This window comes from Streptomyces afghaniensis, from assembly GCF_044327915.1.
In the GTDB taxonomy this organism is placed as follows: Bacteria; Actinomycetota; Actinomycetes; order Streptomycetales; family Streptomycetaceae; genus Streptomyces; species Streptomyces afghaniensis.
The window spans coordinates 1,399,739-1,424,695 of sequence record NZ_JBIRGJ010000001.1; the positions used below are offsets into that span (position 1 = coordinate 1,399,739).

Annotated in this window: 18 protein-coding genes; 7 read left to right on the forward strand and 11 right to left on the reverse strand. The window is 73.4% G+C overall.

From position 1 onward, the window contains the following. The first annotated feature begins 45 nt into the window (after positions 1 to 45). On the forward strand, positions 46 to 1,041 hold the full coding sequence (locus ACH4G3_RS05935) for a hypothetical protein (protein ID WP_397623278.1): 996 nt from the start codon (positions 46 to 48) through the stop codon (positions 1,039 to 1,041). Here ACH4G3_RS05935 and ACH4G3_RS05940 read toward each other — a convergent pair. The 5 genes from ACH4G3_RS05940 to absR1 form a co-directional block, all read right to left on the reverse strand. Further along, complete coding sequence (locus ACH4G3_RS05940) at positions 1,019 to 3,286, reverse strand: hypothetical protein (RefSeq protein ID WP_397623279.1); 2,268 nt, start codon at positions 3,284 to 3,286, stop codon at positions 1,019 to 1,021. The genes ACH4G3_RS05935 and ACH4G3_RS05940 overlap by 23 nt on opposite strands. 53 nt (positions 3,287 to 3,339) lie before the next feature. Continuing rightward, positions 3,340 to 4,428 (reverse strand): P-loop NTPase family protein, encoded by a 1,089-nt coding sequence (locus ACH4G3_RS05945; RefSeq protein WP_397623280.1) that lies wholly within the window; start codon positions 4,426 to 4,428, stop codon positions 3,340 to 3,342. Continuing rightward, positions 4,425 to 5,300, reverse strand: a complete 876-nt coding sequence (locus tag ACH4G3_RS05950; protein ID WP_397623281.1) for a hypothetical protein — start codon at positions 5,298 to 5,300, stop codon at positions 4,425 to 4,427. The genes ACH4G3_RS05945 and ACH4G3_RS05950 overlap by 4 nt, the downstream gene beginning before the upstream one ends. Before the next feature lie 54 nt (positions 5,301 to 5,354). Beyond that, entirely contained in the window at positions 5,355 to 6,608 is a 1,254-nt protein-coding gene (locus tag ACH4G3_RS05955; protein WP_397623282.1) for a cation:proton antiporter, read from the reverse strand. A 512-nt stretch (positions 6,609 to 7,120) separates the two neighbouring features. Beyond that, entirely contained in the window at positions 7,121 to 8,206 is a 1,086-nt protein-coding gene (gene absR1 / locus ACH4G3_RS05960; protein ID WP_397623283.1) for a beta-glucuronidase AbsR1, read from the reverse strand. Between the two features lie 95 nt (positions 8,207 to 8,301). On the opposite strand from absR1, the gene ACH4G3_RS05965 reads away from it, so the two are divergent. After that, positions 8,302 to 10,026 (forward strand): LuxR family transcriptional regulator AbsR2, encoded by a 1,725-nt coding sequence (locus ACH4G3_RS05965; protein WP_397623284.1) that lies wholly within the window; start codon positions 8,302 to 8,304, stop codon positions 10,024 to 10,026. Positions 10,027 to 10,070: 44 nt separating this feature from the next. Here ACH4G3_RS05965 and ACH4G3_RS05970 read toward each other — a convergent pair whose 3' ends face one another. Next, on the reverse strand, positions 10,071 to 12,638 hold the full coding sequence (locus tag ACH4G3_RS05970; protein WP_397623393.1) for a CHAT domain-containing protein: 2,568 nt from the start codon (positions 12,636 to 12,638) through the stop codon (positions 10,071 to 10,073). A 178-nt stretch (positions 12,639 to 12,816) separates the two neighbouring features. On the opposite strand from ACH4G3_RS05970, the gene ACH4G3_RS05975 reads away from it, so the two are divergent. From ACH4G3_RS05975 to ACH4G3_RS05985, 3 genes are all read left to right on the forward strand, one after another. Next, entirely contained in the window at positions 12,817 to 14,247 is a 1,431-nt protein-coding gene (locus ACH4G3_RS05975) for a S8/S53 family peptidase (protein ID WP_397623285.1), read from the forward strand. Between the two features lie 62 nt (positions 14,248 to 14,309). Further along, positions 14,310 to 14,885, forward strand: a complete 576-nt coding sequence (locus tag ACH4G3_RS05980) for an RNA polymerase sigma factor (RefSeq protein ID WP_397623286.1) — start codon at positions 14,310 to 14,312, stop codon at positions 14,883 to 14,885. Then, positions 14,882 to 15,379, forward strand: a complete 498-nt coding sequence (locus tag ACH4G3_RS05985; RefSeq protein ID WP_397623287.1) for a hypothetical protein — start codon at positions 14,882 to 14,884, stop codon at positions 15,377 to 15,379. The genes ACH4G3_RS05980 and ACH4G3_RS05985 overlap by 4 nt, the downstream gene beginning before the upstream one ends. Before the next feature lie 28 nt (positions 15,380 to 15,407). Here ACH4G3_RS05985 and ACH4G3_RS05990 read toward each other — a convergent pair whose 3' ends face one another. The 4 genes from ACH4G3_RS05990 to ACH4G3_RS06005 form a co-directional block, all read right to left on the reverse strand. Further along, positions 15,408 to 16,205, reverse strand: coding sequence for an N-formylglutamate amidohydrolase (locus tag ACH4G3_RS05990; RefSeq protein WP_397623288.1), 798 nt, complete (start codon positions 16,203 to 16,205; stop codon positions 15,408 to 15,410). 128 nt (positions 16,206 to 16,333) lie between these two features. After that, entirely contained in the window at positions 16,334 to 18,553 is a 2,220-nt protein-coding gene (locus ACH4G3_RS05995; RefSeq protein WP_397623289.1) for an NADP-dependent isocitrate dehydrogenase, read from the reverse strand. Positions 18,554 to 18,886: 333 nt separating this feature from the next. Then, on the reverse strand, positions 18,887 to 19,984 hold the full coding sequence (locus ACH4G3_RS06000; RefSeq protein WP_397623290.1) for a mechanosensitive ion channel family protein: 1,098 nt from the start codon (positions 19,982 to 19,984) through the stop codon (positions 18,887 to 18,889). Between the two features lie 232 nt (positions 19,985 to 20,216). After that, positions 20,217 to 21,200: a lysylphosphatidylglycerol synthase transmembrane domain-containing protein gene (locus ACH4G3_RS06005; protein ID WP_397623291.1), complete on the reverse strand. Its 984-nt coding sequence runs from the start codon at positions 21,198 to 21,200 to the stop codon at positions 20,217 to 20,219. Between the two features lie 228 nt (positions 21,201 to 21,428). On the opposite strand from ACH4G3_RS06005, the gene ACH4G3_RS06010 reads away from it, so the two are divergent. Together ACH4G3_RS06010 and ACH4G3_RS06015 are read left to right on the forward strand one after the other, a co-directional pair. Further along, a complete protein-coding gene (locus tag ACH4G3_RS06010; protein ID WP_397623394.1) occupies positions 21,429 to 23,315 on the forward strand; it encodes an ABC transporter ATP-binding protein in 1,887 nt (628 codons plus the stop codon). 102 nt (positions 23,316 to 23,417) lie between these two features. Further along, positions 23,418 to 23,924 carry a hypothetical protein gene (locus tag ACH4G3_RS06015; RefSeq protein WP_397623292.1) on the forward strand — a complete coding sequence of 169 codons (507 nt, stop codon included), beginning with the start codon at positions 23,418 to 23,420 and terminating at the stop codon, positions 23,922 to 23,924. Between the two features lie 2 nt (positions 23,925 to 23,926). On the opposite strand, the gene ACH4G3_RS06020 is transcribed toward ACH4G3_RS06015, so the two are convergent. Next, positions 23,927 to 24,910, reverse strand: a complete 984-nt coding sequence (locus tag ACH4G3_RS06020) for a Bug family tripartite tricarboxylate transporter substrate binding protein (protein WP_397623293.1) — start codon at positions 24,908 to 24,910, stop codon at positions 23,927 to 23,929. Positions 24,911 to 24,957: the final 47 nt, after the last annotated feature.

A 24,957-nucleotide genomic window follows, 5' to 3' on the forward strand; every position in this document is an offset into this window, starting at 1 on the left:
GCGCCGTCGCCCGGCGACGGTTCCACGACGGAAAGGTGAGCGTACGTGGCAGCAGCCCCGCACCCGGAGACCGAGCTCTTCACCGAGTCCCACTGGTCCCCGGAGGTCCACGGCCGAATAACCGAGCTGTGCCAAGGGGCCTTCGCCGGCGTCCCCACCCTCAGGTCGGTGTCCCACTACAGCAACGGCATCATCGACTTCGTCGTCCGCAGGAGCGACTGCCCTCCGCTGAGCAGCCTGGTCACCGAGCAGGGCGAGGACATCGCGAACGAGTCCCTGCCCGGCAGCCGGCTGCTGCTGTGCACCCAGGACCTGAACGCCCTGATGCGGCCGCTGGGCACGGGGGAGCTGATGCGCGTCGTGCTCGCCAACGCGCGCGGCGGTCTGTGGGGCGGCCGGGTCAAGGCGGGGGAGTACCTGTCCGCCCTCACCGACACGCCCGGCGGGATGCCCGCCGCGGACGCGGCCATGAACGGCCTCGTCTCCGCCATCCGCACCCGGGTGCACAGCCTCCCCGACGAACTGCCCGGTGGCCTGACGGGCCCGCCGGAACCGCTGCCGGAGCACAAGGAGCGGCTGCGCATCGACTTCGGGACGGCGACGGCCGAAGACGACGGACTGTCGGAGATGCGGCTGCGGGCCCTGTGGGGCAGCCACATCAACACCCTCGACCTGCAGTACGCCGCCTTCTACCGGGACTGGAAGCTCGTCTGCGCGGGCGACGTCTTCGAGAACCCCGAGCTCGGCCCCCGCTTCCTCGACGTCAGCGTGCGCTCACGCCGTACCGCCTACCGCGACCTCGCCCAGAACCTGCGCGGCCATCTCGCCCGGCTCACCGACGCCCTGCGGCTGGTGGTGCAGCCGCCCGCCGACCGCCTGGTCCTGGACGTCCAGGAGGGGGCCCTGTTCGTGACCTGGCTGTCGCCGCGGGACTACGTCCTCGGGGTGACGCTGGACCAGCGGCAGGTCGGCCACGCGGAGAGCCGGCTGCACGACCTGGCGGGCGCCCTGCGCGAGGTCACGGCGCCCGAACCGCACTGACCAGCGCGCCCCACACCTCGTCGGCGAGCGCCTCCACGGCGCGCGCCGCCGTGGGCCGGTGCGCCGGGCCGGGGCTGCCGAGGGACTGCACGGGCAGCACCTCCACCGCCGTCTCGTACTCCCGGCAGACCCGGCGCAGCCGCGCCCACTGCTCATCGGTCGCGCCGGGCGCCGCGGAACGGAACCAGGTGTCGGCGCCCGTCCGGAACCGCTCCGTCAGCTGCCGGACCAGGGTGGCGCACCCCAGCGCCGTCAGATCCGCCCGCCCCGCCCGCGGCGGCGGGCCCTCGCCGTCGTCGGCCGGGCGGCCGGCCAGCTGCTCCACGGCCGCGTCGAGCAGCGCGAACACCTCCTCGAACCGCCCCTCGACCGGCTCCGGCAGCGCCGAACGCGCCGGGCCGGGCGCCACCGCGACCAGATCGCGCCGGGCCAGATCGCTCACCGTCCTGCGCAGCTGGCCCAGTTGGGCGCTGTGCTCGCCGAGCGCACCGCGCAACTCACCGGTCAGTTCCGCGAGATCGGCCTCCTGACGCAGCTCCGTGAGACGGGCCCGCAGCCGGTCCAGAGCCTCGTTCACGGCCCTCGGGAAGTCGCCCGGGCGGTACAGCAGGGGCTGCGAGCCGAGCGAGCGCGCCAGCCGGTCCCGCATGGTCCGCGACACATGGCCGTTGACCACGAGCAGCACCTCGGCCTGCGCCGGATGCAGCGCGCCGCGCAGCGCCCGGACGCGCGCGGTGATGTGTTCCTGGTCGTCCGCGACGAGCACCGAGCCGGTGACCACGATCGCGATGTAGGCGTTCGGGACGGGCTCCAGCCAGTACGCGACCACCAGCGACCCGTCGTCGGACGACGCCCGTGCCGGGACCGGGTCGCGCGAGGCGATGCGCCACTGCCCGAGGGCCAGCGCGTCGTGGATCGTGGACAGCACCTGGTCCTCGGAGACGTTGTCGTGCAGCCCGCGTACGGCCCTCAGCACGGTCGCGGCGGTCACCTCCCGCACGGCGCCGCCGCTGTCCTCGCTCAACTGCCAGGCGTGGTGGCAGGTCTTGAGGATCTCGCGGGGCACTCCGCCGGTGAGTTCCTGAAGGATCGCCACCGACTCGGCGCCGAACGGCGCGGGCCACCGCTCGGGCGCGTCCGTGCCCTGGGCCGAGGCGGGACGGGGACCCGAACCGACGTACTCGGCGACGAGTTCGGCGGTGAGGTCCGCGGTGAAGCGGTTCGGCCACAGCTGCACCACGCGCTCGTGCAGGCTCGGGCGGAACGCGTTGAGCCCGCGCGGCGAGGTGCAGAAGACCAGCAGACCGCCCCGGCTCACATAGACGTTGACCAGGCGCTCGAAGGCGTCGACGAACGTACGCCGGGACTCCTCCGGCCAGTCCAGCACCTTCTCCAGCGAGTCGATCAGCAGGACGTACGGTTTGCCGACCCTGCCGTGCAGGAAGCCCTGGACGGCCAGCGCGTCGAATACCGGGTCGATGCCTGTGACGGCGTCCTTGATGCCACGTTCCTTCAGCTGCTGGGCGGGCTCGTCCCCGGTCAGCCACGCCCACACCATCGAGGTGAACCGGGGGTCCTGGAGCAGGGCGAGCGCGGTGGCGAACCTCCGGTGCTCCGTCACCTCGCCGAGGGTGACCCGCAGATCGGCGTGCAGCACCTCGGGGTCGTAGCGCAGGGCCGAGACCACCTTGTCCGGGTCGAGCACGCGGTCGCGCAACCCGGTGGCGATGTCGTCGAGGGCGATGTCGTCGAGCGGGACGTCGTCCGCCCGGCCGGGCCGCGGGCCGGAGCTCTGCTCACCGACCCGGACCGCCGTCACATAGGCGTAGTAGTCCCGGACCAGTTCCTCGAAGGCGGCCCGGCCCTCCGGGGTGTCCGCGGGGCCGCGCAGCCGGTCGCGGTACATCCGGCCGAAGTCCTGCGCCGGTTCGTCCACGATCCACATCGCCGGGCCGTCCGGACGGGCCAGCCCGTTGCACACCTCGCGGGCCGCGTGGCTCTTGCCGAGGCCGAACTCGCCCACCACGGCGATGGCCCGGCCGCGCCGGCCGCCCCGGGGCCGGTCCCGGAGGTAGTCGCGCACCAGGTCCTGGAGTTCCCCCAGGATCCGGGTGGGGACATGGGCGTTGCCCGAGTCCGCTGCCTCGACCGGGGCGTCACCGAGGTCGGCCGAGGGGCCGAGCCGCACGACCGGCACCAGGGGGAAAGGGTTGCTGTACCAGGTGTCTGCGTTGCTTGCGGCCACGATGGCACTCCTTGCGGGTCCTGTCAGGCGCGGTCGGGGTGGCGTGGCGGGCGTCAGCCGCCGGGGCGGGGCCGGATCGGATCACGGAGCAGGGCGTCGCGGCGCGCCCGCCGCTGCTCCCAGTAGGGTCTGAGCGCGTCGGCGTCGAGCGGCCAGGGGTACGGCGCGCAGCGGAGCGCGTCCGCCGCCGAGTGGAAGACCTTCCGCAGTTCGCGTACGTCGCGGGGCTTCCATTCGTCGTGCGCCGCCATCAGAGAGCTCCTGTCCGGCTCGACCAGGGCGGGCGGTCCGCCGTGGCCCGGCCGGGCGCTGCGGCTGAACCGCCAGATGTCTTCGGAGTTCAGCTCGCTCAGCGCGAGATGGGTGACCGCCGCCGATCCGCTGAGGGCGGCGGCCACTTCCTTCGCCGTCTCCGCCGCGCCCTGGCTCACTTCGACGAACAGTACGATCCTCGGGTGCGCATGACTCAGACAGGTGCGCAGAAACGCCGCCCTGAGGTGTGCGTCGTTCCACCGTATGTGCGGGATCACGGCGAAGAGCAGCGCGTTGCGCTGGACCAGCAGATCGCTCATCTCGCCGTAGGCCTGGAAGGGATCTCCTTCGTCGATGATCGCCTTGACTCGGGACTCGGGGAAGTCGTGGGTCCGCAGCCGCTTGGCGAGCTCGCGGCGTATGCGGTCGTTGATCAGCCTGGTCGGTGCGAACGACTCGCCGTCCGGATCGACACTGATCCGGTGGCCGTCGTTCTCCAGCCCCGCCGTCGGCACGAACACCGGGAGCGGGTTCCCCACCGCGGCCCCGTCCACCGCCAGACGCCTCTTCACCTCGTACAGGCAGCGGTGGATGAGCGTCGTCTTCCCCATGCCGGCCGGGCCGCTGACGATCACGACACGGCCGTACCCCTTGTTCGAGTCGAGGACTTCGCCCAGCTCGGACAAGCTCCCCCGGAAGTGGTCCAGTGCCTCCCGGGAGTGGTCCACGTCCACCCACTGGTGCATGTGGTCCGGCTCTTTCCACGGCACCAGGGGGTGGTCGGCGCTGAGCGCGGAGGCGCCGTTCTGACCGACGTGACCGCTGTTCATGCCGTTCGGTCCGTACGGTTTGCGCACTCCGTAGGGGTTCGCCCAGTCGGAGCTGGTCATGCGTGGGGTCCTCCGGAGCTTGTGGGACGGCCGTTGCCGCGTAATCTCCGCAGCCACCACAGGGGCGCGGGGCGCAGCAGTTCCCCCACGTCCCGTGCCTGCCGGTCCACAGTGGTGCGCACGGCGCTCGCCTCGCTCTTTCTCTCGTGCGGTCCCAGGAGCTGCCCGTCCCGGCTGCCCGGCAGCGGCTCCGCCAAGGGCAGGGAGTCGGCCAGCCGGCGGGCCGACTCGCTGCGTGGAGCCGGGCCGGGCACCAGGGCCAGCAGGCCGGAGAGCGCCTCCCTGGCCCGTAGCGCCTCGGCGTGGTCCGCCTCGGGATCCTGCTCGTACGCCGCGAGGTACAGCCATGTGATCCTCCGGAATTCCCGTACCGCCGCCGCCAGTTGCCGGCTGCGGGTGCGCCGCTCCGCCGAGATGCGTTCCGTCATCTGCCCGACCAGGGTGAGCGCGGCTCCCGCCGCGAGCAGGTACACCGCGTCGAGGAACCCGCCCTGCCCCGAACCGCCCTTGTCCGCCGACGCCCCCGGCGGGTCGCCCGCGGCGGCGAGCAGCGCGTCGCAGACCCGCTCGAAGTCGCCCGGGTGCCGCTCGGCCCACTCGTCCAGCGACAGCACGCCGCCCTTGCCTCCGGGAACCTCGACGGCATCCGCGCCGCCGCCGGTCCCCGCGGGCCGCCGCACCACATCGATCCGCAGCGCCGCGTCCCTGAGGTCGACCCGGTGTTCGTCGGCCAGGCAGTACACCAGCCGGACGTCGCTCCTGCCGGTGTCCGCGACGGCCGGCCCGGCGGTCGCGGACAGCAGTGACAGGCCGAGGACCGGGACGCCGAGGACAGCCCGCCGCCCGCCCCCGCGCTCTCTGCGTTCGCCCATCCGGCCTCCCCGTGCCCTGGCCGCGGCCGCGCCCGGCCGCCGCACACCCTTCGGTTACGCGGAGGACCGCAGTCCGTCGGCCGTGGCCGGAGGGGGCGGCGGCCCGCCGCCCTCGCCCGCCGGGCGTCCGGGGAGACGCTCCAGGGCACCCCGGGGTTGCCGGGCCCTCCGGGACCGGTGCCGGGACCAGCAGCCGAACCCGATCTGCGCCCCGTAGTGCAGCAGGTTGACCGTCACCACGGCCGGGGCGACGATGCCGACCGTCTTCGGGAAGTCGCGTTCGAGGGTGAGGGCGAGCAGCACGGCCGTGAGACCGTTCTGCTGGCCGATTCCCAGCAGGAACCGGTCTCTTCCCGACAGGCCGCGGACGAAGAGGGGCATCAGCAGCGCTGCCACCACCGCCTGCGCCACGAACGCCGTGGCACCGAGCAGCACACCCGCAGCCGGCGACACTCCCTGGGCGACGAACAGCCCGAGCAGGGCGGTGGCGAGCAGGAAGGCACTGGAGACCGCCCGCGCGAGCGGCCGGGTGAACGCCTTCGTGCGCAGGAACAGCCCGGCGACGGCCACGGCGAGCATCAGCATGTTCGCGGCGGCGAGCACGAGCATGGCCACGACCAGCAGGGCGGCGAGCGGCGTCGCCGGCCGCCGGGTTCCGCCGGCGTCGAGCTCCTTCCGGGCGGGCCACACCCGGCCGCCCGCCCACCACAACAGCAGGGCACCGGCCAGCAGCAGCGCGTTGAGCACCAGTCCGAGGGCGTAGCCGCGGGTGCCGCCGCCCACCACCGAGGGCGTGCCCGCGTGCCCGGCGGCCGTGTAGGCGTATCCGGCGACGTACAGCGTCAGCAGGACCGTCATCGGGTCGTCGAAGGAGGCCCACGCGGTGAGCAGCGACCGGGCGCGCTGCGACATGTGCCCGTCCCTGCTGAGGGCGGCCACCGACAGCGGGTCGATCTGCGCGACGACGATGCCGAGGATCAGGTACTCCGGGCGGTCGAAGGCCAGGACCATGACACCCGAGATGAGCCCCGCCTTGAGGACGACCCCCAGGGTCACGGCCGCCACCACGCCGCGCAGATCACGGCGCAGGTCGGCGAGGTCGATGCCGTACGTGCTGCCGTACAGGCCCACGGCCAGCAGCAGTCCGGTGGCGAAGACGTATCCGGTGGTGCCGACCATGCGCGACGGATCCGTCGCCAGGCCGATCACCGTCCCGAGGACCAGAGCGCCGAGCGCGCCGAGCAGAACGGCCGGCACCGCCTCCGGCAGTCTCGGCCGCCGGGCACGGTTGCGTCGGGACGTCTCCACTGGCTCCCCCCATCCCCCGGTGTTACGCCGCGAGCGTAGTCGGGCCGCTGGCACCTCGTGCGCTTTCTGGTACGGACGTGCAACCGCGAGAGCAATCAAGCGTAGGCGTCATCATCCGGACGGCGTAACGCCATTGCCAGCCGTTCCCTTGCACGATGCCCGGCGGTGACCGCCGTTGAACGCTCTTCACCCCTGGGGTGGAACCACGGCGCCACGGCCGGTGCGCCCCGCGTCCGCCCCGCCGCTCCCGGCGAGGCTCCCGACGGCATCACGTCCGTCTGGCGTGCGCCCCCTCCCCGGCCGGACGTCGGCGTGCACGAGCGGACGGCGGCGCACGCGCCGGTGGGCGGAACACGGCGGTTCGGAACGCATGGCGTGGCCGAGGAGGCATGGTGCGGTGAGGACGCATGGCGTGGTCGAGGACGTCGCCCACCCCCCGATGAGGCGACGTCCTCGACCGCTCCCCCGGCGCCGGACTGTGGCTCAGGTGCCCGCGCGGCGGATCCGTGCCGTCACCAGCACATCACCGCCGTCTCGCCGGAACCCCAGGCGGAGTACAGGCGTACGCGGACGAAGTAGCGGCGGCCCTTGACGAACCGGGCGCTGATCGTGGCGTTGTGCGGAGTTCCCCCGTCGTCCTGCCCGGCGAGGTAGCGGGGCTCCCCGTCCCGCTCCTCGAAGACCACGACGACGGCGTCGCCGTCGCCGAAGGTGCCCAGCGTGTACGTGCGGGTCTGAGGCGGGTCGACGACGAAGTCGGCCTGCTCGCCCGGCCCGAGACCGAGCGGTGCCGAGCGGAACGGCACCAGCGCGGGCGGACCCGGCCGATCCACCGGCGGATACCAGCGGAGCACGAACTCCTTGTCGGCGGCGGACAGGGCACCGGGCGGGTGGAGACCCGCGCGGTACTGCTCCGGTTCCAGGACCAGCCCCGACGAGAACGGATACTCCATGATCGACTGCGGGTCCCAGACGGAGCCGTTGACCTCGGCGGGGTCGAGCTTGCGCAGGATGTTGTAGTGCGTGCTCTCCCGGCTCCAGTGATGGGGCGGGCCCGCCAGCTCGGCGTACACGGCCTCGTCGTCCCAGTGGATGCCGGCGAACGGGCTCTGGTGCTCGTGCAGCATGCCGAGCGCGTGCCCGATCTCGTGCAGGGCCGTCCCGCGCTCCCCGGGCGCGGTCAGGTCCCAGCCGAAGTTCATGGTGCGCTCGTGCCGGCCGGCCCGCAGCGCGTCCCGGCCCACCGCCGACCAGGAGCCGGCGCCGAGCTGGAACCCGATGCGCAGTTCTGCCTCCGAGCGGTCGTCGACCTCGGCGAAGGAGATCCCGATGCCGAGGTCCTGCCACTGCGCGAAGCACTCGCGGACCACGTCCTGCTGCTCCTTGCCGCCGGCCCACGGCACGCGTCGCGTCATCCCCGTCCCCGGTACGGGGATGACGGACGCGTCGGTGTCACGGTCGAAGAAGCAGTAGTGCAGGACCGTGCCGTTGACCCACATCCGCCGCCCGCTCGCGAGCGCGCCCAGCCGCTCGGCCGCCAGCCCCGGTGCGAAGGCGGGCGCCGGCGCCTGTGCCAGCGAGCAGTAGCGTGCGGTCATGGCCACAGCCTGCCCCGCGGCCGGCCCCGGGCGCCTGAGTCGGGGGCTACTCAAGTCGCCCTGTATCAGAAGTGAGTAGCCGCGCTCATGTCTGTGTGACGACTTACGAGAGGGACGCGACGACGCTGGAGCTGCCCTGGCCGTTCGCCGGGCGGGAGGACGAACTGGCGCTGGTCCGCCGGTCCCTGGCCGGCACGCGCCGCGGCATCGTGGTGACGGGCCCGGCGGGCTGCGGCAAGACGCGCCTCGTCACCGAGGCGATCCGCGGCGGCGACTGCGCCCGGGCGGCGGGTACGCCCGAGGGCCGGGCCATCCCCTTCGCCGCGTTCGCCCATCTGCTGCCCGAGTCGGTCACCCTGCACCGCGCCGTCCAGCTCCTGTCCGGCCTGCGCACGCTGCTCGTGGACGACGCCCACCTCCTCGACGACGCCTCCGCCGCGCTGGTCCACCAGCTCGCCGTGCACGGCCGCACCCGCCTGCTGGTGGTCGCCACGGACGGCACCCCGGTGCCGGGCGCGATCTCCCGGCTGTGGACGGGGGAACTCCTGCCGCGGCTCACCCTGGAGCCACTGCCCGAGGAGGAGACCGCGCAGCTGCTCACCGCCGGGGCCGGCCCTCTCGAACCGCTCACCGTCAACCGGTTGCGGCGCCTGAGCCGGGGCGATCTGCGGCTGCTGCGCGACCTGCTCGGGGCGGTGCGGGGGCGGCTCACCCTCGTCCCGGACACCGGCGAACGGGCGTGGCGGGGCCCGGTGCCGCTGACCACGGCCGTCCGCGAACGCACCGCCCACGTCCTCGGCCGTACCTGCCCGCTCGAACGGGAGACCCTCGACCGCCTCGCCTTCGCCGAACCCCTGTCGCCGGCACTGGACGACCTCGACCTCCGAGCTCTCGAAGTCCTGGAGTCCGACGGCCTGATCGAGGTCGACGACCTGGGCCGTGTCCGTCTGGCCCACCCCCTCCACGGCCCGGTGCTCCGAGCCGCGGCTGGCCGGCTGCGGGCGCGCCGGCTGTCCCGGACGCCGGACGCGTACGCCGCCGCCCTCGACGCCGAGTCGGCCGCACTGGCCCGCCGGATCGACCAGGACGACGTACGGGCGATGCCCACGCCGGTGGGGGAGTGGCTGGTCGCCGAGGGCGGCCCGCTGCCCGGCCGGTACGCCGCCGTACGTGCCCGGTTCGCCCGGCTGCGGGGGGAGTTGCGGGAGGCGGCGGCCTGGGCGAGGGAGGGCCTGCGGGGCGATGCCGGGGACGTGTCGTGCCGGGCGGAACTCGCCTGCGCCTGCGCACCGGTGGACAGCGGCGGGGACCTGGACCTCGACGCCCTCGCCGAGCCCTACGACGCCGTCCGGCTCGGCGCCCCCGAGAAGGTCATCGACCGGCTGACCGGCGTGTTCGCCCGGCACGCCGACGCGCTCACCCGGGCCGACGGTCCGGCCCTGGACGACGTGGCCGAGGAGCTGGAGCGGCGCGGTTTCACGCTGTTCGCCGCGGAGGCGCACGCCCAGGCCGTGCGCGCCCACCGCGATCCGAGCGCCGCCCGGCACTCCCGCACCCGGGCCGTGGCCCTGGCCCGGCGCTGCCAGGGCGCCCGCACACCGGCCCTGTCCGGGCTGGTCCTCGGCGAACTCACCGCCCGGCAACGGCAGATCGTCACGCTCGCGGCGGCGGGCCTGAGCAACCGGCAGATCGCCGAACGCCTCACCCTGTCCATCCGGACCGTCGGCAACCACCTGTACAGCGCCTACGCCCGGCTCGGCGCGAGCGACCGCGGCGCGCTTCCCTGGCTGACGGAAGTCCCGCAAGCGCAACCGGCCTGAGCGCCACCACCCGGACCGGCGGCCTGACCCGAACAGGGGACGGGTCAGGCCGCCCCGAACGCCGAGAACGCCCACCCCGTGGCCTGGTGCAGCGCGTCGCCCGGCAGGGCGGCCCGGGCGTCGCGCAGCGCCTCCGCCAGGGACAGACCGGCCCCGAGGCCCTTGTGCAGCGCGAGCATCAGCGGCACCACCGCGGCGTCGTTGACGGGCGCGCTGCACGCCACCACCCCGGCCGTGCCGAGCGGCAGCAACGCGGTGACCAGGCCGAGCAGTTCGTCGGCGCCGACGGAGGCCAGGAGGGCGGTGTCGCAGCAGGACAGGATGATCCGGTAGGGGCTGCGGGCCAGACGCTCGAAGTCGTGCACGACGATCGGGCCGTCGGCCATCCGCAGCGAGGAGAACAGCGGGCTGTCCGCCCGGAACGTGCCGTGCGCGGCGATGTGCGCCAGCGCGGCCCCGTCCAGCTCCTCCAGCACGCGCGGCACCCGCGCCTCGTCCTCCTCCAGGACCGTCGCGCAGGCGTACCGGCCGGCCAGTTCGGGCACTTCGGCGCCGCCCGTGGCCAGGCCCGGGCCGCGTACCAGCACATGGCGGCCGTCCGGAGGCGGCGCCGTCTCCCGCGCCCGCAGCCAACTGCCCGCCGACGGCGACACGCTGAGCACCCGTTCCCGCAGCGACGGCAACAGCGCCCACGGCACCCGGTGCAGCCGCCCCGGCGGCACGATCACCACGGGGCCGCCGCCCAGATGCGCGGCGGCCGGACCGAGCAGCAGCTCCTCCAGCCGCCGCCCCGCGGCCTCCACCACCGGAAGCCGCGCCTCGGCCCCGGGGTGCGCCAGCCGCCGCAGCCCCGCCTGGACGTGCTCGGCCTCGGTCTCCGCGTCGGCCAGCAGCCCCGCCTCGAACCTGCGCACCCGCCCCTGCCCGCACAGCAGCACCTGCACCCGCCCGTCCAGCACGGCGAGTTCCACCAGCCGTACCTCGTCGCCCAGCCGCTCCAGCAGCCGGCCGACGTCGAAACGGTCGCCGCCCCCGGGAGCCTCGCCCCGCATGTGCAGGGTGCGGGAGCGGATCTGCCGCTCCAGGCGCCGCTGTTCACGCTCCAGTGCCGGAACCGGCCGGCCCTCCATCCGGGCGGCGTCCGCGCGGGAGGCGATCTCGCGGAAGGCGGTCATGCCGCTGAGCAGTTCCGGGTCGGCGGGCGGCCGGGTCGGCGGGGTGGACAGCACGGTGGCCCGCCAGCGCTCGCTCCACACCAGCAGCCGCCGTGGCCCGCCGGAGACCAGACTGGCCCGCCCGGCCAACGCGGCCAGTTCCGCGCCCTGTTCGGTGGCGCGGGCCCGCAACTCCGAGGCGCCCAGCGTCATCCGGTGGTCGTCGAGCACGTCCAGGCCGCGCCGGCACGCCTCCAGCACACCCCGGGTCGACCCGGCGGCCCGGGCCCGCAGCGCCTGCGCCGCCCAGCCCGTCATCCGCGCCAGCGGCGGGCCGCCCCGTCTGCTGCGGGCGGCGACGGCCAGGTGCCGCTCCGCGTCCGCCGTCCAGCCCAGGCCCAGCGCGATCCGGCCCGCCAGCAGCGACGCCTCCGGCGCGGCCGGTGCACCGAAGCCGGCCAGCTTCTCGGCCACCGCGGCGGCCTCGGCGACCAGCCGCCCCGAGCCGCGCCCGGCCGCGTGCCGCGCCTCGATCAGCACCAGCCGGGCGTGCGTCTCCCACCAGGTGCGCCGCTGCCCGGCGAACAGCCGTACCGCGAGGGCGGCACGGGCGATCGCGGTGTGCGGGTCCCCGGCCAGCCGGGCGGCCCGCGCGGCGGTCAGCAGCAGCTCCGCCTTGCGGGTGGACTGCCCGCCGATCCCGTCCAGTTTCCCGATCGCCGCGTCCGCCTCGGCCAGCGCCTCGGGCGCCAGCCCGGCCGCCATCAGCACCTCGCAGCGCCGGATGTTCAGCATGAACGTCGGCGTGCCCAGCCGGGCGTACCGCTCCTCCGCCTCGTCGAGCAGCCGCAGCGCCGCCGGCACGTCACCGGACCGGAACGCGGCGAGCCCCCGGCTCTCCACCGCGTCGGCCTTGTCGTGCTCCTGGCCCGTGGTGTCCCACAGCGCCTCGGCGGCGGTGAAGTCCGCCTCGGCCCGCTCCACCGCGCCCAGCGCCAGATGCACGGTTGCCCGCAGGGTCAGCGCCCGCGCCGTCCAGATCACGTCCTCCGCCTGCCGCAGCACGGGAATCGCCCGGCGCACGTCCTCCAGCGCCTCGCGATGGTGACCGAGCACCCACCACACGTACGCCCGCCGGTACAGCACCCGCGCCCGCGTGTGCCCGCCGCCCCGCGCTACCCCCCGCTCGAACGCCGCCAGGCCGTCCCGGGTGCGGCCCGCGTGCACCAGCGCCACGCCCAGGGTGGCCAGCACGTCCGCCTCCCGGTCGGCCGAGTCCGCCCGCGCCGCGAACTCCCGGGCCCGCCGCAGATGGCTCAGCGCGAGCCGCAGATCACCGAAGTCCCGCTGCCAGATACCGATCACCTGATGCGCGACGGACGCGTCCAGCGGGGAGGGGTCGGCGTCGAGCAGCGCCCGGGCCCTCGTGAGAGCCTCGCCCGGGTCGGCGAACACCATCGGCAGCAGTTCCGGCACCGAGTCGCTTCCCGCTGTCACTCCTCGGATGGTAGTGGCCCCCCAACCGCACCACACAGGTTTGGCGCTGTATCAAAAAGCCGCCCGCCGGCTCTTGTCGACGAGTACCGACGACCGTTCGCCGCACCGACCGACGCCGTCGCCCAGTGGGAGGACCCGCATGGCACCTCAGCGATTCCACGAGCAGTTCGACCAGATCCAGCGCTCGATGCCGGACGTCCCCCTGGCGATGGGACCGGACGACTCGGCAGAGTTCATGTACGAGAAGGGCGTCGTGCTCGTCCGCGACGGCGAGGAGGCCCGGATCGTCGAGGACACCGTACGGGCACACTTCACGGCGGCACCCGACCTCGACCAGGACCAGGTCCGCCGGGCGGGCCCGCAGGCCAACCGCAGCGGCGTCACCCGGATCCGGGTCGGCGACCCCGGCGAGGGAAGCCGGGGAGCGGACCGGTCCGTCGCGCAGGCGTTGCGGGCCGTACGCGAGCGCGAGGCCCGGGCCGGGCACCGGATGGTCGCCCGCAACCACGTGGTGCACATCGCGGTCAACGCCTGCCCCGGCGACGAACCCGTACCCGTCCCGGTGAGCGAGCCACCCAACCCGGCCGCCGCGGACACGGCGTACGACCCGGACCGCGCCGTCGGCGTCCTCGTCGTCGACACCGGCCTCACGCACGACTACCGCTCCTGCGCGCTCCTCGCCCACACCGACGGCGACACCCAGGTCCAGGAGTGCGACGAGGAGGGAATCCTCCAGCAGTACGTCGGGCACGGCACGTTCATCGCCGGTCTCGTCGCCGCCGTCGCGCCCAACACCGACATCACCGTGCGCGGCAGCCTCAACGACGCGGGCGCGATCCTGGAGTCGGAGTTCGGCGAGAGGCTCTTCGAGGCCGTCGACGCCGGCGGCTGGCCCGACGTCCTCAGCCTCTCCGCCGGCACCTCCAACGGCCGTACCGACGGCCTGCTCGGCGTGGAGAACTTCATGCGGGAACTGCGCGAGCAGCGCACCCTGCTGGTCGCGGCCGCCGGCAACAACGGCAGCGCCACCCCCTTCTGGCCCGCCGCCTACGCCGACCTGCCCGGCTGGGAGGACTCCGTGCTGTCCGTCGGCGCGCTGCGCAGCGACGGCGAGTCCGGCGCCTGCTTCACCAACCACGGCCCGTGGGTGAAGGTCTACGCCCCCGGCGAGCGCCTCACCAGCGCCCTCACCGGCTTCGAGAGGCCCGTCCCGTACGTCTACCAGCACTCCACGTACGACGCCTGCCGCTACGGCTTCACCTACGGCTGCACCTGCCAGCACCCCCGCCACAGCGGCGTGCTCAGCGACGAGGGCGACGCCGCCAAGCCGGACCAGGTGATGTTCGAGGGGTACGCGCAGTGGAGCGGCACCTCCTTCGCCACCCCCGTGACCGCCGGCCTGGTCGCCGCCCACATGACGGCGCACAAGGAGACCGACCCGCGCGCGGCCCGGCGGCAAGTGCTCGCCGCCGCCACCGGGTCCGCGGAAGTGCGCGGGGCGCAGGTGCCCGCGCTGCGACCGCCCACCTGGCGCCCCGTCCCGGTCGTGCGCCTCACCCCCGGGCTGTGAGGGCCGGAACCGCCCCCTCCGCGGCGTACGATGACGTGCCGTACTCGAGGGGTGGGGCTGCCGTGGACCGTACTGATGCCGGCGCGCTCGTCCAGGCCGCCGCCGACGGCGACGCGGCGGCCTGGAAGGCGCTCGTGGAAGGGCTGAGCCCCCTGGTGTGGTCGGTGGTGCGGGCCCACCGGCTGTCCGACGCGGACGCCCACGAGGTGTACCAGACCGCCTGGTTCCGCTTCGCCCAGCACCTCGGCCGGATCCGGGAACCCGGCAAGGCCGGCGCGTGGCTGGCGAGCACCGCGCGCCATGAATGCCTGAAGGTCATCCGGAGCTCGCAACGGCTGACCCTGACCGACGATCCGCAGCTCCTGGACCGGGTCAGCCAGGACGGCACGCCGGAACAGTCGCTGCTCGACTCCGAGGAGGCCGCCGCCCAGAGCGAACGCGTACGGCGGTTGTGGCAGGAGTTCGAGGAACTGGGCGAGCGGTGCCGGCAGTTGCTGCGGGTACTGATGGCCACGCCGCCGCCCAGCTACCAGGACGTGTCCGCCGCGCTCGGGATCGCGGTGGGCAGCATCGGGCCGCTGCGCCAGCGCTGTCTGCGGCGCCTGCGGGCCCGGCTCGAAGCGCGGGGGGCGATATGAGCGACATGAGCGATGACCTGAACGACGACGTGTTCGACGAGGACGGCTGGAACGACCAGGAGTTCGACGCCGGACTGCTGGAGGAGGAGCTCCGGCAGGCCGCCGCCGTCCTGGACCCGGTGCCGGCGGAACTCCAGCAGATCGCCGTCGACGCCTACGCCCTGCACGACCTGGACGCCCGGGTCGCGGAACTCACCTTCGACTCGCTGGTCGACGCCCTCCCGGTCCGGGGAGCCGGGGACGTGCCCCGGATGCTGACCTTCCGGGCGGGCGAGATGACCGTCGACGTCGAGGTGACCGGCCACGGGCTGATGGGCCAGGTGCTGCCGCCGCAGCCCGCCCGGATCGAGGTCCTGTGCGGACCACGCCCCGGCTCCTCGCTCACGGCCGACGACCTGGGCCGCTTCACCGCCGACGCCCCGCCACCGGGCCCGTTCGCCCTGCGCCTGCGGACCGGCCAGGACGTGGTGGTGACCGAGTGGATGCGGGCTTAAGGACGTACGGGGGCTGTGCCTGGTCGACTCAGCCGGACACGGCGTCGACCAGGCGGGCCAGTGCGGCGGCGAGCCGCTTCAGACCGGGACCGGCGGGACCGCTCGGCTCGGTCATGTAGGTGTCCCGGCGGATCTCCACCATGAGTGCCTCGACGCGCGGGTCGGTCCCGTAGAACTCCAGCGGCACATAGGCCCCCCGGAAGGGGCTGTCGAGTTCCGTCTTCCCGAGGTCCCCGAAGGCCTGCCGCGCGGCGTCCAGCAGCCCGGGAGAGGTGTGGAAGGAGTCGGTGCCGAGGCACACCGGCGGCCGGGGCCCCTCTCCGTGCAGCTCGTACGGCAGCCGGGCCCGGGGATAGGAGTGCACGTCGATGATCACGGCCCGCCCGGTGGCGGCCAGCCGGTCCGCCACGGCCTGTGTCATCGCCCGGGCGTACGGCAGGAAGTACCGCGCGACGAGCGGCCCGGCCTCGACGTTCCCGGACCGCAGCACAGCGCCGTGCGCGGTCCGGGTGTAGACCGCGCCCATGCCGACGGCCCGCATCTCCTCCCGTTCGTCCGGGAAGCGCTCGGGGTCGACGACCAGCCGGGACAGCCGGTTGACGAACCGCCACGGGAGGACGCCGGCCGCCCCGGCCGCCGCCTCGGCGATCTGAGCCGTGTGCGCGTCGGTGATGTGGTCCAGCTCCCGCGCGAGCTCGTCGTCGTCCAGCACGATGTCCGCCCGTACGGACGGCGGTATCTCCCGCGCCGAGTGCGGGACATGCAGGATCACGGGGGAGTGCCCGGCGCCGGGCAGGATGGCGAAGGACTGGGGGTCGTCGGTCACACGGCGGCTCCACGGGACGTGGTCAGGGGGCTTGGTTCGAAAAGCCCGGCCACTTCGAACATAACTCCGCCCCGGCCGGGCGGTGCGCCGGCCGGGGCGGAGCGGAGGGGCCGAAGGGGCCCGGGGCGTCAGCTCAGGGACGCCAGCGCCTCGTTCCACGTGGCGGACGGGCGCATGACCTCGGCGGCCTTCGCCGGGTCGGGCTGGTAGTAGCCGCCGATGTCGGCCGGCTTGCCCTGGACGGCGGCCAGCTCCTCGACGATCTTCTGCTCGTTGGCGGCGAGCGTCTCGGCGATCGGGGCGAAGGCCTTCGCCAGGTCCGCGTCGTCGGTCTGCTGGGCCAGCTCCTGCGCCCAGTACAGGGACAGGTAGAAGTGGCTGCCGCGGTTGTCGATGCCGCCGACGCGGCGGGTCGGGGACTTGTCCTCATTGAGGAAGGTCGCCGTGGCGCGGTCGAGGGCGTCGGCGAGGACCTGGGCACGGGCGTTGCCCGTCACCTTCGCGAACTGCTCCAGGGACGGCACGAGGGCGAAGAACTCACCCAGGGAGTCCCAGCGCAGGTAGTTCTCCTTGACCAGCTGCTGCACGTGCTTCGGCGCCGAGCCGCCCGCACCCGTCTCGAACAGGCCGCCGCCCGCCATCAGCGGGACGACCGACAGCATCTTGGCGCTGGTGCCCAGCTCCAGGATCGGGAACAGGTCGGTCAGGTAATCGCGCAGCACGTTGCCGGTCACCGAGATGGTGTTCTCGCCGCGGCGGATGCGCTCCACCGACAGCTTCGTGGCCTCGACCGGGTTCAGGATCCGGATGTCCAGGCCCTCGGTGTCGTGCTCCGGCAGGTACGCCTTGACCTTGGCGATCAGGTTGGCGTCGTGCGCGCGGGTCTCGTCCAGCCAGAACACCGCCGGGTCGCCGGTGGCGCGGGCGCGGGTGACGGCCAGCTTCACCCAGTCCCGGATCGGCGCGTCCTTGGTCTGGCAGGCGCGGAAGATGTCGCCGGCCGAGACCGTCTGCTCGATGAGCGCCGTGCCGTTCTGGTCGACCAGGCGGACCGTGCCCGTGGTGGCGATCTCGAAGGTCTTGTCGTGGCTGCCGTACTCCTCGGCCTTCTGGGCCATGAGGCCGACGTTCGGCACCGTGCCCATCGTGGACGGGTCGAAGGCGCCGTTGGCCTTGCAGTCCTCGATGACGGCCTGGTAGACGCCCGCGTAGGAGGAGTCCGGGATGACCGCCAGGGCGTCGTGCTCCTGCCCGTCCGGGCCCCACATGTGGCCGGAGCTGCGGATCATGGCAGGCATGGAGGCGTCGATGATGACGTCGGAGGGCACGTGCAGGTTGGTGATGCCCTTGTCGGAGTCGACCATCGCCAGCTCCGGGCCCTCGGTGAGCTCGGCGTCGAAGGAGGCCTTGATCTCGGCGCCCTCCGGCAGGGCGTCCAGGCCCTTGTAGATGCCGCCCAGACCGTCGTTCGGGGTCAGGCCGGCCGCGGCGAGCTTGTCGCCGTACTTCGCGAACGTCTTCGGGAAGAAGACGCGCACCACGTGGCCGAAGACGATCGGGTCGGAGACCTTCATCATCGTCGCCTTCAGGTGCACCGAGAACAGCACGCCCTGGGCCTTGGCCTCGGCGACCTGCGTCGCCAGGAACTCGCGCAGCGCGGCGACCCGCATCACGGAGGCGTCGACGACCTCGCCCTTCTGGACGGGTACGGACTCGCGCAGCACGGTGGTGGTGCCGTCGTCGCCGACGAGCTCGATGCGCAGCGCGCCGTCCTCGGCGATCACCACGGACTTCTCGGTGGAGCGGAAGTCGTTCTGGCCCATGGTCGCCACGCTCGTCCTGGAGTCGGCGGACCAGGCGCCCATGCGGTGCGGGTGGGTCTTGGCGTAGTTCTTGACCGAGGCGGGGGCCCGGCGGTCCGAGTTGCCCTCACGCAGGACCGGGTTCACCGCGGAGCCCTTGACCTTGTCGTAGCGGGCGCGGATCTCGCGCTCCTCGTCGGTCTTCGGGTCGTCCGGGTAGTCCGGCAGCGCGTAGCCCTGGCCCTGGAGCTCGGCGACGGCGGCCTTGAGCTGCGGGATCGACGCCGAGATGTTCGGCAGCTTGATGATGTTGGCGGCGGGCGTCTTGGCCAGCCGGCCGAGCTCCGCGAGGGCGTCCGGGATGCGCTGGTCCTCGGTGAGGTACTCCGGGAACAGGGCGATGATGCGCCCGGCCAGCGAGATGTCGCGGGTCTCGACGGCGACACCCGCCTGCGAGGCGTACGCCTGGACCACCGGCAGGAAGGAATACGTTGCCAGGGCCGGGGCCTCGTCAGTGTGCGTATAGATGATGGTCGAGTCAGTCACCGGGTGCTCCGCTCCACGTCTGCAACATTGCTCGACATCAAGATATCTCGTGACGGACCTCGTCTCGACAGGGGTCCACGCCCAGTTTCGCGCCACGGGTCACCCGGGCCCGGGCCGGGGAGACGGTGGGGAGGGTGGCGGCCCCGCGAGGGCCCTGGTCGGCGCGGCGGCTCCAGCGGGCGAAGGGCCGCCGCTCTCGGCGGCACCGGCTTCTCCGGCCTCAGCCGTGCCGGCCGGCCGCCTCGCCCTCTCGTCAGCTTCCCGCGAACGAGGTGCAGGTCACGGTGGCCGACCACCTGGGCAGGAGCACCGCTGCGGCGCCCCTGCGAGGGCTCAGTCGAAACGGGCCGAGGAGATCTCGTTCGGCTCGATCTCGCCCGTGCGCTGCTGCGGGATGACCATCCCTCCCTGCTGGAGCGCCACCGTCCGGGCCGGGGCGGGGATGCGGATGCCCTCCGCGCGGTACCGCTTGTGCAGCCGCTTGATGAACTCGTGCTTGATCCGGTACTGGTCGCTGAACTCGCCGACGCCCAGGATCACCGTGAAGCCGATCCGGGAGTCGCCGAAGGTGTGGAACCGGATGATCGGCTCGTGGTCCGCCACGGCGCCCTCGACCTCGGTCATCGTCTCGGCGATGACCTCGTTGGTCACCCGCTCCACGTGCTCCAGGTCGCTGTCGTAGGCCACCCCGACCTGGACCAGGATGGTCAGCTGCTCCTCCGGCCGCATGAAGTTGGTCATGTTCGCCTGGGCCAGCTGGCCGTTGGGGATCACGACGAGGTTGTTGGACAGGTTGCGGATGGTCGTCTGCCGCCAGTTGATGTCCTCGACGTAGCCCTCCTCACCGCTGCTGAGACGGATGTAGTCACCGGGCTGGACGGTCTTGGACGCGAGGATGTGGATGCCCGCGAAGAGGTTGGCGAGGGTGTCCTGGAGCGCCAGCGCGACCGCCAGACCGCCGACACCCAGGGCGGTGAGCAGCGGGGCTATGGAGATCCCCAGCGTCTGGAGCACCACCAGGAAGCCGATCGCCAGGACCAGGATCCGGGTGATGTTGACGAAGATCGTGGCCGAGCCGGCGACCCCGGAGCGGGACTGGGTGACCGTGCGCACCAGGCCGGTCACCACCCGCGCCGCCGACACCGTCGCCACGAAGATGAGCAGCACCGTCAGCACCTGATTGGTGGTGTGCTGCACCGCCCGGGTCAGCGGCAGCGCCGCCGCCGCGCCCGCCGCGCCGCCCACGACCGCGGCCCACGGCAGCACGGCCCGCAGCGCGTGCACGATGACGTCGTCCCCGCTCCAGCGGGTGCGGTCGGCGTGCCCGCCCAGCCAGCGCAGCAGCATGCGCAGTGCGAAGGCCGCCAGCAGGCCCGACGCCAGGGCGATGCCGGCGAAGACCAGGTCGTCCGCGGTGAGGGCCCGGTTCACCTGTCACCTCCGGGAAGAAGAACTGCGGCGAACGCCGTTGCCGGCCGCCGGATGTGAAGTTTCGTCACGTCGTCACCTGTTCGTCCTGCGGGATGTTCCGTCGTGCCCGGCCACCCTGACCTGCGGTCGGCACGACCGTTCATCCTGCCGCATTCCGCACGGGGTTTCGTACCGGGGAACGGGCCAAGCCCGGGGCGGTACCGCCAGGGCACTCCTGGGACCTGCCGGGCGGTCAGATGACCTTCAGCCGTACCAGCGCCCCCAACGTCAGCGCGCCCGGCAGCAGCGGCAGCCAGACCGTGATGACGCGGAAGGCCAGGACCACGGCCGTGGCCACCGCGGCCGGGCCGCCCGCCGCCACCAGCGCCACGACCAGCGCCGCCTCCACCGAGCCGATCCCGCCCGGGGTGGGGACCAGCGCGACGGCGACGGTTGCCGCGAGGTAGGCCACCGCCATGTGCGCGGGCGGCACGTCCAGGCCCACCGCCCGGCCCACCAGCACCAGTACGGCCGCCTGCAACGCGGGAAAGGCGAAGGCCCCGCCCCACAGGGCCAGGGCCCGGGCCGGGCGGGTGTGCACCGAGCGGGCCTCGCCGAGCGCCGTCCGCAGGAAGGACAGCACGGCTGAACGGACCCGGCGGACCAGGGCCAGTACGGCCACCGCGACGACGAGCACGACACCGGCACCGGCCAGCAGCGGGCCGAAGGCCGTCTCCGGAACCAGCGTGCCGAGCCGCAGCGCGTCGGGGAACGCGACGAGCAGGGCACCCAGCAGGGCCACCCGGCCGACGCTCTCCGCCAGCAGGTACAGCGCGAGGGCGGCCGAGGAGCGGGCGAGCGGCAGCCCGCACACCGTCATGAACCGCAGGTTGACCGCGCTCGCGCCCAGCCCGGTCGGCAGCAGGTGGTTGGCCGCGCCCGCCGCGAACTGCGTGGCCAGCAGCCGCCGTCGGGGCAGCCGCTCGACGACCGCGCCCTGCCGGGTGCAGGCGGCGGCCACCCAGGTCAGACAGGTCGCGCCGGCCGCGGCCAGCAGCCACGGCCACTCGGCGTTGCCCAGATGCGCGAAGCCCTCGGCGAGTACCGACCGGTGCCGCACCGCGACCACGGTGACGAGCAGGAGCGGGAGCAGGCACAGGATCTGACGCAGGCGGCGGACCGGGACGCGACGGGGGAGTCGTCCCGGGCGGAGGTCGGGGAGTTGTACCGCTGTCACATCCGCAGAGGCTTCCCATGCCCCACCAACGGCGGGTTGCGGACGGGCGGACGGCGTCTTACGTACGGGGAGCGGCTGAGAGGAGAGCGTCATCGGGGCCTTTGCGGGGGGACGGGGAGACGGCGAGCGGGGAGAAGGGGGTTCGGGCCGATTGTGCGGGATGTCGGGGCGATGTGCGAGCGCCTTGACCTCAAGATTGCTTGAGGTTCTACGTTCTCTCCCATGAGTATGGAGACCACAGCGTGGACACAACTGCACAGCGTCATGAACGCCCAGGAGGAGCGCCGCCCCCTCGCCCTCGCCACCCTGCGCCGCATCGGAGCGTTCGCCCGCCCGCACCGGCGACGTATCGCCCTGTTCGTCCTGCTCGGCGTGGGGACCGCCCTGCTCGCCGTGGCGACCCCCGTCCTGGCCGGGAGCGTCGTCGACGCGATCGTCTCGGACGGCACCGAGGGCACCGTCGTACGCCTGTCCCTGCTCATCGCGCTGATCGCGGTGGCGGAGGCGGCGCTGGGCATCCTCGGCCGGAGACTGTCGGCGACGCTCGGCGAGCACCTCATCCTCGATCTGCGGACCGCCGTCTTCGACCATGTACAGCGCATGCCCGTGGCGTTCTTCACACGCACTCGTACGGGCGCCCTGGTCTCCCGACTCAACAACGACGTCATCGGCGCCCAGCGCGCGTTCAGCAACACCCTGTCCGGAGTGGTCAGCAACCTCGTCACGCTGTTGCTCACCCTGGCCGTGATGCTCACGCTGTCCTGGCAGATCACCCTGCTCGCGCTGGTGCTGCTGCCGGTGTTCGTGATCCCGGCCCGGCGCATGGGCAGCCGGATGGCCCGTATGCAACGGGAGGCCGCGACGCTCAACGCGGCCATGGGCACCCGCATGACCGAGCGCTTCTCCGCACCCGGCGCCACCCTGGTCAAGCTCTTCGGGCGCCCCGAGGAGGAGTCGGCGGAGTTCGCCGAACGCGCCCGCCGGGTCGCGGACATCGGCGTCCGGACGGCGACCGCCCAGGCCGCGTTCATCACCGCCCTCACCCTGGTCTCCGCCCTCGCCCTGGCCCTCGTCTACGGCCTCGGCGGCACCCTCGCCCTGCGCGGCACGCTGGAGCCCGGCGCGGTCGTGTCGCTGGCGCTGCTCCTCACCCGGCTGTACGCGCCGCTGACCGCGCTCGCCGGGGCGCGGGTCGAGGTGATGAGCGCCCTCGTCAGCTTCGAGCGGGTCTTCGAGGTGCTCGACCTGAAGCCGCTCATCGAGGAGAAGCCGGACGCGCGCCGGGTGCCCGACGGGCCCGTAACCGTCGAGTTCGACCACGTCCGCTTCGGCTACCCGTCCGCCGACAAGGTCTCCCTGGCCTCCCTGGAGGAGGTCGCCACGCTCGACGGGCGGGGCGGTGACGAGGTCCTGCACGGCATCTCCTTCCGCGCCGAACCGGGGCAGACCGTGGCGCTCGTCGGCTCCTCCGGCGCGGGCAAGTCGACCGTCGCGGGGCTGCTGCCGCGCCTGTACGACGTCGACGAGGGCGCCGTACGCGTCGGCGGCGTCGACGTCCGCGACCTGAGCGCGCGGTCCTTGAGGGAGACCCTCGGCATGGTGACCCAGGACGGGCACCTCTTCCACGACACCGTCCGCGCCAACCTCCTCCTGGCCCGTCCCGCGGCCACGGAGAGCGACCTGTGGGACGCCCTGCGCCGGGCCCGGCTCGACGACCTCGTACGGTCGCTGCCCGACGGTCTCGACACGGTGGTCGGCGAACGCGGCTACCGGCTCTCCGGCGGGGAACGCCAGCGCATGACCATCGCCCGGCTGCTGCTGGCCCGTCAGCGCGTCGTCATTCTCGACGAGGCCACCGCCCACCTCGACAACACCTCCGAGGCCGCCGTCCAGGACGCACTCGCCGAAGCCCTCGAGGGCAGGACGGCGGTCGTGATCGCCCACCGGCTCTCCACGGTCCGGACAGCCGACCAGATCCTGGTCGTGGAGGCCGGCCGGATCGTGGAACGCGGCACGCACGAGGAACTCCTGGCGGCGGGGGAGCGGTACGCGGAGCTGTACCGGACCCAGTTCGGCGGGACGGAGAGCACGGTCGTGGACGGGGCCGCCGCGTGACACGCCCGACCCGGGTGAACGGCTCCGGGTGCGCATCCGTACCCCTGACGAGTACTCCTGCCTGCCCGCGAGGGCAGGACGGTCCGCATCCGGAGAGACGACGTGTCCCAGCAGCAACCGCACGCACGATCCAGCCGCCGGCCCCTGTCCCGAGCCCTTGGGCCGCGCGCCGCCGCGCTGGCCAGCGCTCTGGTCGCACTGCCCCTCGTCACCGCCTGCGGCGGCGGTGACGACGCCACGCCGGCCGCCGCCGGCAGGACGGCGACGCCGAGCCGGTCCGCCGCTCCCGCCGCCGGGGTCGTCGCGCCGGCGAAGGTGGAGGTGATCGCCGGCCTGACCGGCTGCAAGGTGAAGATCCGCACCGAGGCGGACGAGCTGCGCGAGGGCGTGTGCCACACGAAGAAGGGTGACTACCTCATCACCACCTTCCCCGAGGAGAAGCTCAAGGAGACCTGGCTGGAGTCGGCGAGCGTGTACGGGGGCAAATACCTCGTCGGCATGCGCTGGGTGGTCAGTGCCAAGCCCGAGATGCTGGAGCCCCTCCGCGCGAAACTGGGCGGCACGGTCAGGGAGTTGCAGGGCATCGGTCCGAGCGCGAACGCCTCCTGACGTCACCGCTGTCCGAGCCGTCGGACGAAACCGGCGACCTGCTCGTCCTGCCGGGCCAGATAGGACTCGAAGGCACGGCCGGTCTCGAACACGTCTCTCCAGCCGTGCCGGCGGAGCTCGGCCCGCCACTGGCGGGAGTCATGCAGCTCGGTCAGCGCCTCGACCCAGCGCCGCCGGTCGGTGTCGCTGATGCCGGGCGGGGCCACGATGCCCCGCCAGTTGTCGAAGACCAGGTCGATCCCCGATGACTTCAGGGTCGGGACACCCGGCAGGACAGCGACCGGCCGCTCGCCGGTGACGGCCAGGACCCGCAGCCGGCCGGCCCGGATCTGGTCGAGGAACTCGCCGAACCCGCTGGTGGCGACGGAGACCCTGCCGTCCAGCAGCGCGGGCAGCAGATCGCCGCCCCCGCCGTCGTACGGCACGTACGCGACCTTCCGGGGGTCGATGCCGACCGTCTGCGCCAGCCGCATCGGCAGGAGGTGGTCGGGGCCGCCGACGGAGGAGCCGCCGCCCACCCTGATGCCCCCGGGGTCCCTGCGCCAGGCGTCCACCAGCTCGCCGATCGTCCGGTACGGCGAGTCCTTACGGACGACGATCGCGCCGGACTCCTCGACGAGGCGTGCGATCGGGGTGGTTTCGGTGACGGTCACCTTCGACCCGGCCGCGTGTGCGGCGCCCACGACTCCGAGGCCCATCTGGAGGGCGAGATCGCCGTTGCCCTTCTCGTCGGCGAGGCGCTTGAGGCCCACCGAGCCGCCGGCGCCGGGCAGATTGAACACCTGGACGTCCGAGGCGATCCCGGTCTCCTCCATGACCCGGGCCGCGGTACGGGCCGTGGTGTCATAGCCGCCGCCAGGGGTGTTGGGCACCATGAGCCGCAGGTCCCGCGCGGGGCCGTCGCCCGGCCACCCACCGCACGCCCCGGCCGCCACCAGGACCAGGGCGGCGCAGGCGCCGAGCAGGGCGCGTGCGGGACGTCTCATGACACCTCACTTCCGGTTTTCCCTGGCCGGCGTCATGATTGTGCGAC

Coding starts and splice junctions, on each gene's coding strand:
- ACH4G3_RS06010 (WP_397623394.1), top strand. CDS start 21,429: ATGGAGACCACAGCGTGGACACAACTGCACAGCGTCATGAACGCCCAG.
- ACH4G3_RS05950 (WP_397623281.1), bottom strand. CDS start 5,300: ATGGGCGAACGCAGAGAGCGCGGGGGCGGGCGGCGGGCTGTCCTCGGC.
- ACH4G3_RS06020 (WP_397623293.1), bottom strand. CDS start 24,910: ATGAGACGTCCCGCACGCGCCCTGCTCGGCGCCTGCGCCGCCCTGGTC.
- ACH4G3_RS05970 (WP_397623393.1), bottom strand. CDS start 12,638: ATGGTGTTCGCCGACCCGGGCGAGGCTCTCACGAGGGCCCGGGCGCTG.
- ACH4G3_RS05945 (WP_397623280.1), bottom strand. CDS start 4,428: ATGACCAGCTCCGACTGGGCGAACCCCTACGGAGTGCGCAAACCGTAC.
- ACH4G3_RS05985 (WP_397623287.1), top strand. CDS start 14,882: ATGAGCGACATGAGCGATGACCTGAACGACGACGTGTTCGACGAGGAC.
- absR1 (WP_397623283.1), bottom strand. CDS start 8,206: ATGACCGCACGCTACTGCTCGCTGGCACAGGCGCCGGCGCCCGCCTTC.
- ACH4G3_RS05975 (WP_397623285.1), top strand. CDS start 12,817: ATGGCACCTCAGCGATTCCACGAGCAGTTCGACCAGATCCAGCGCTCG.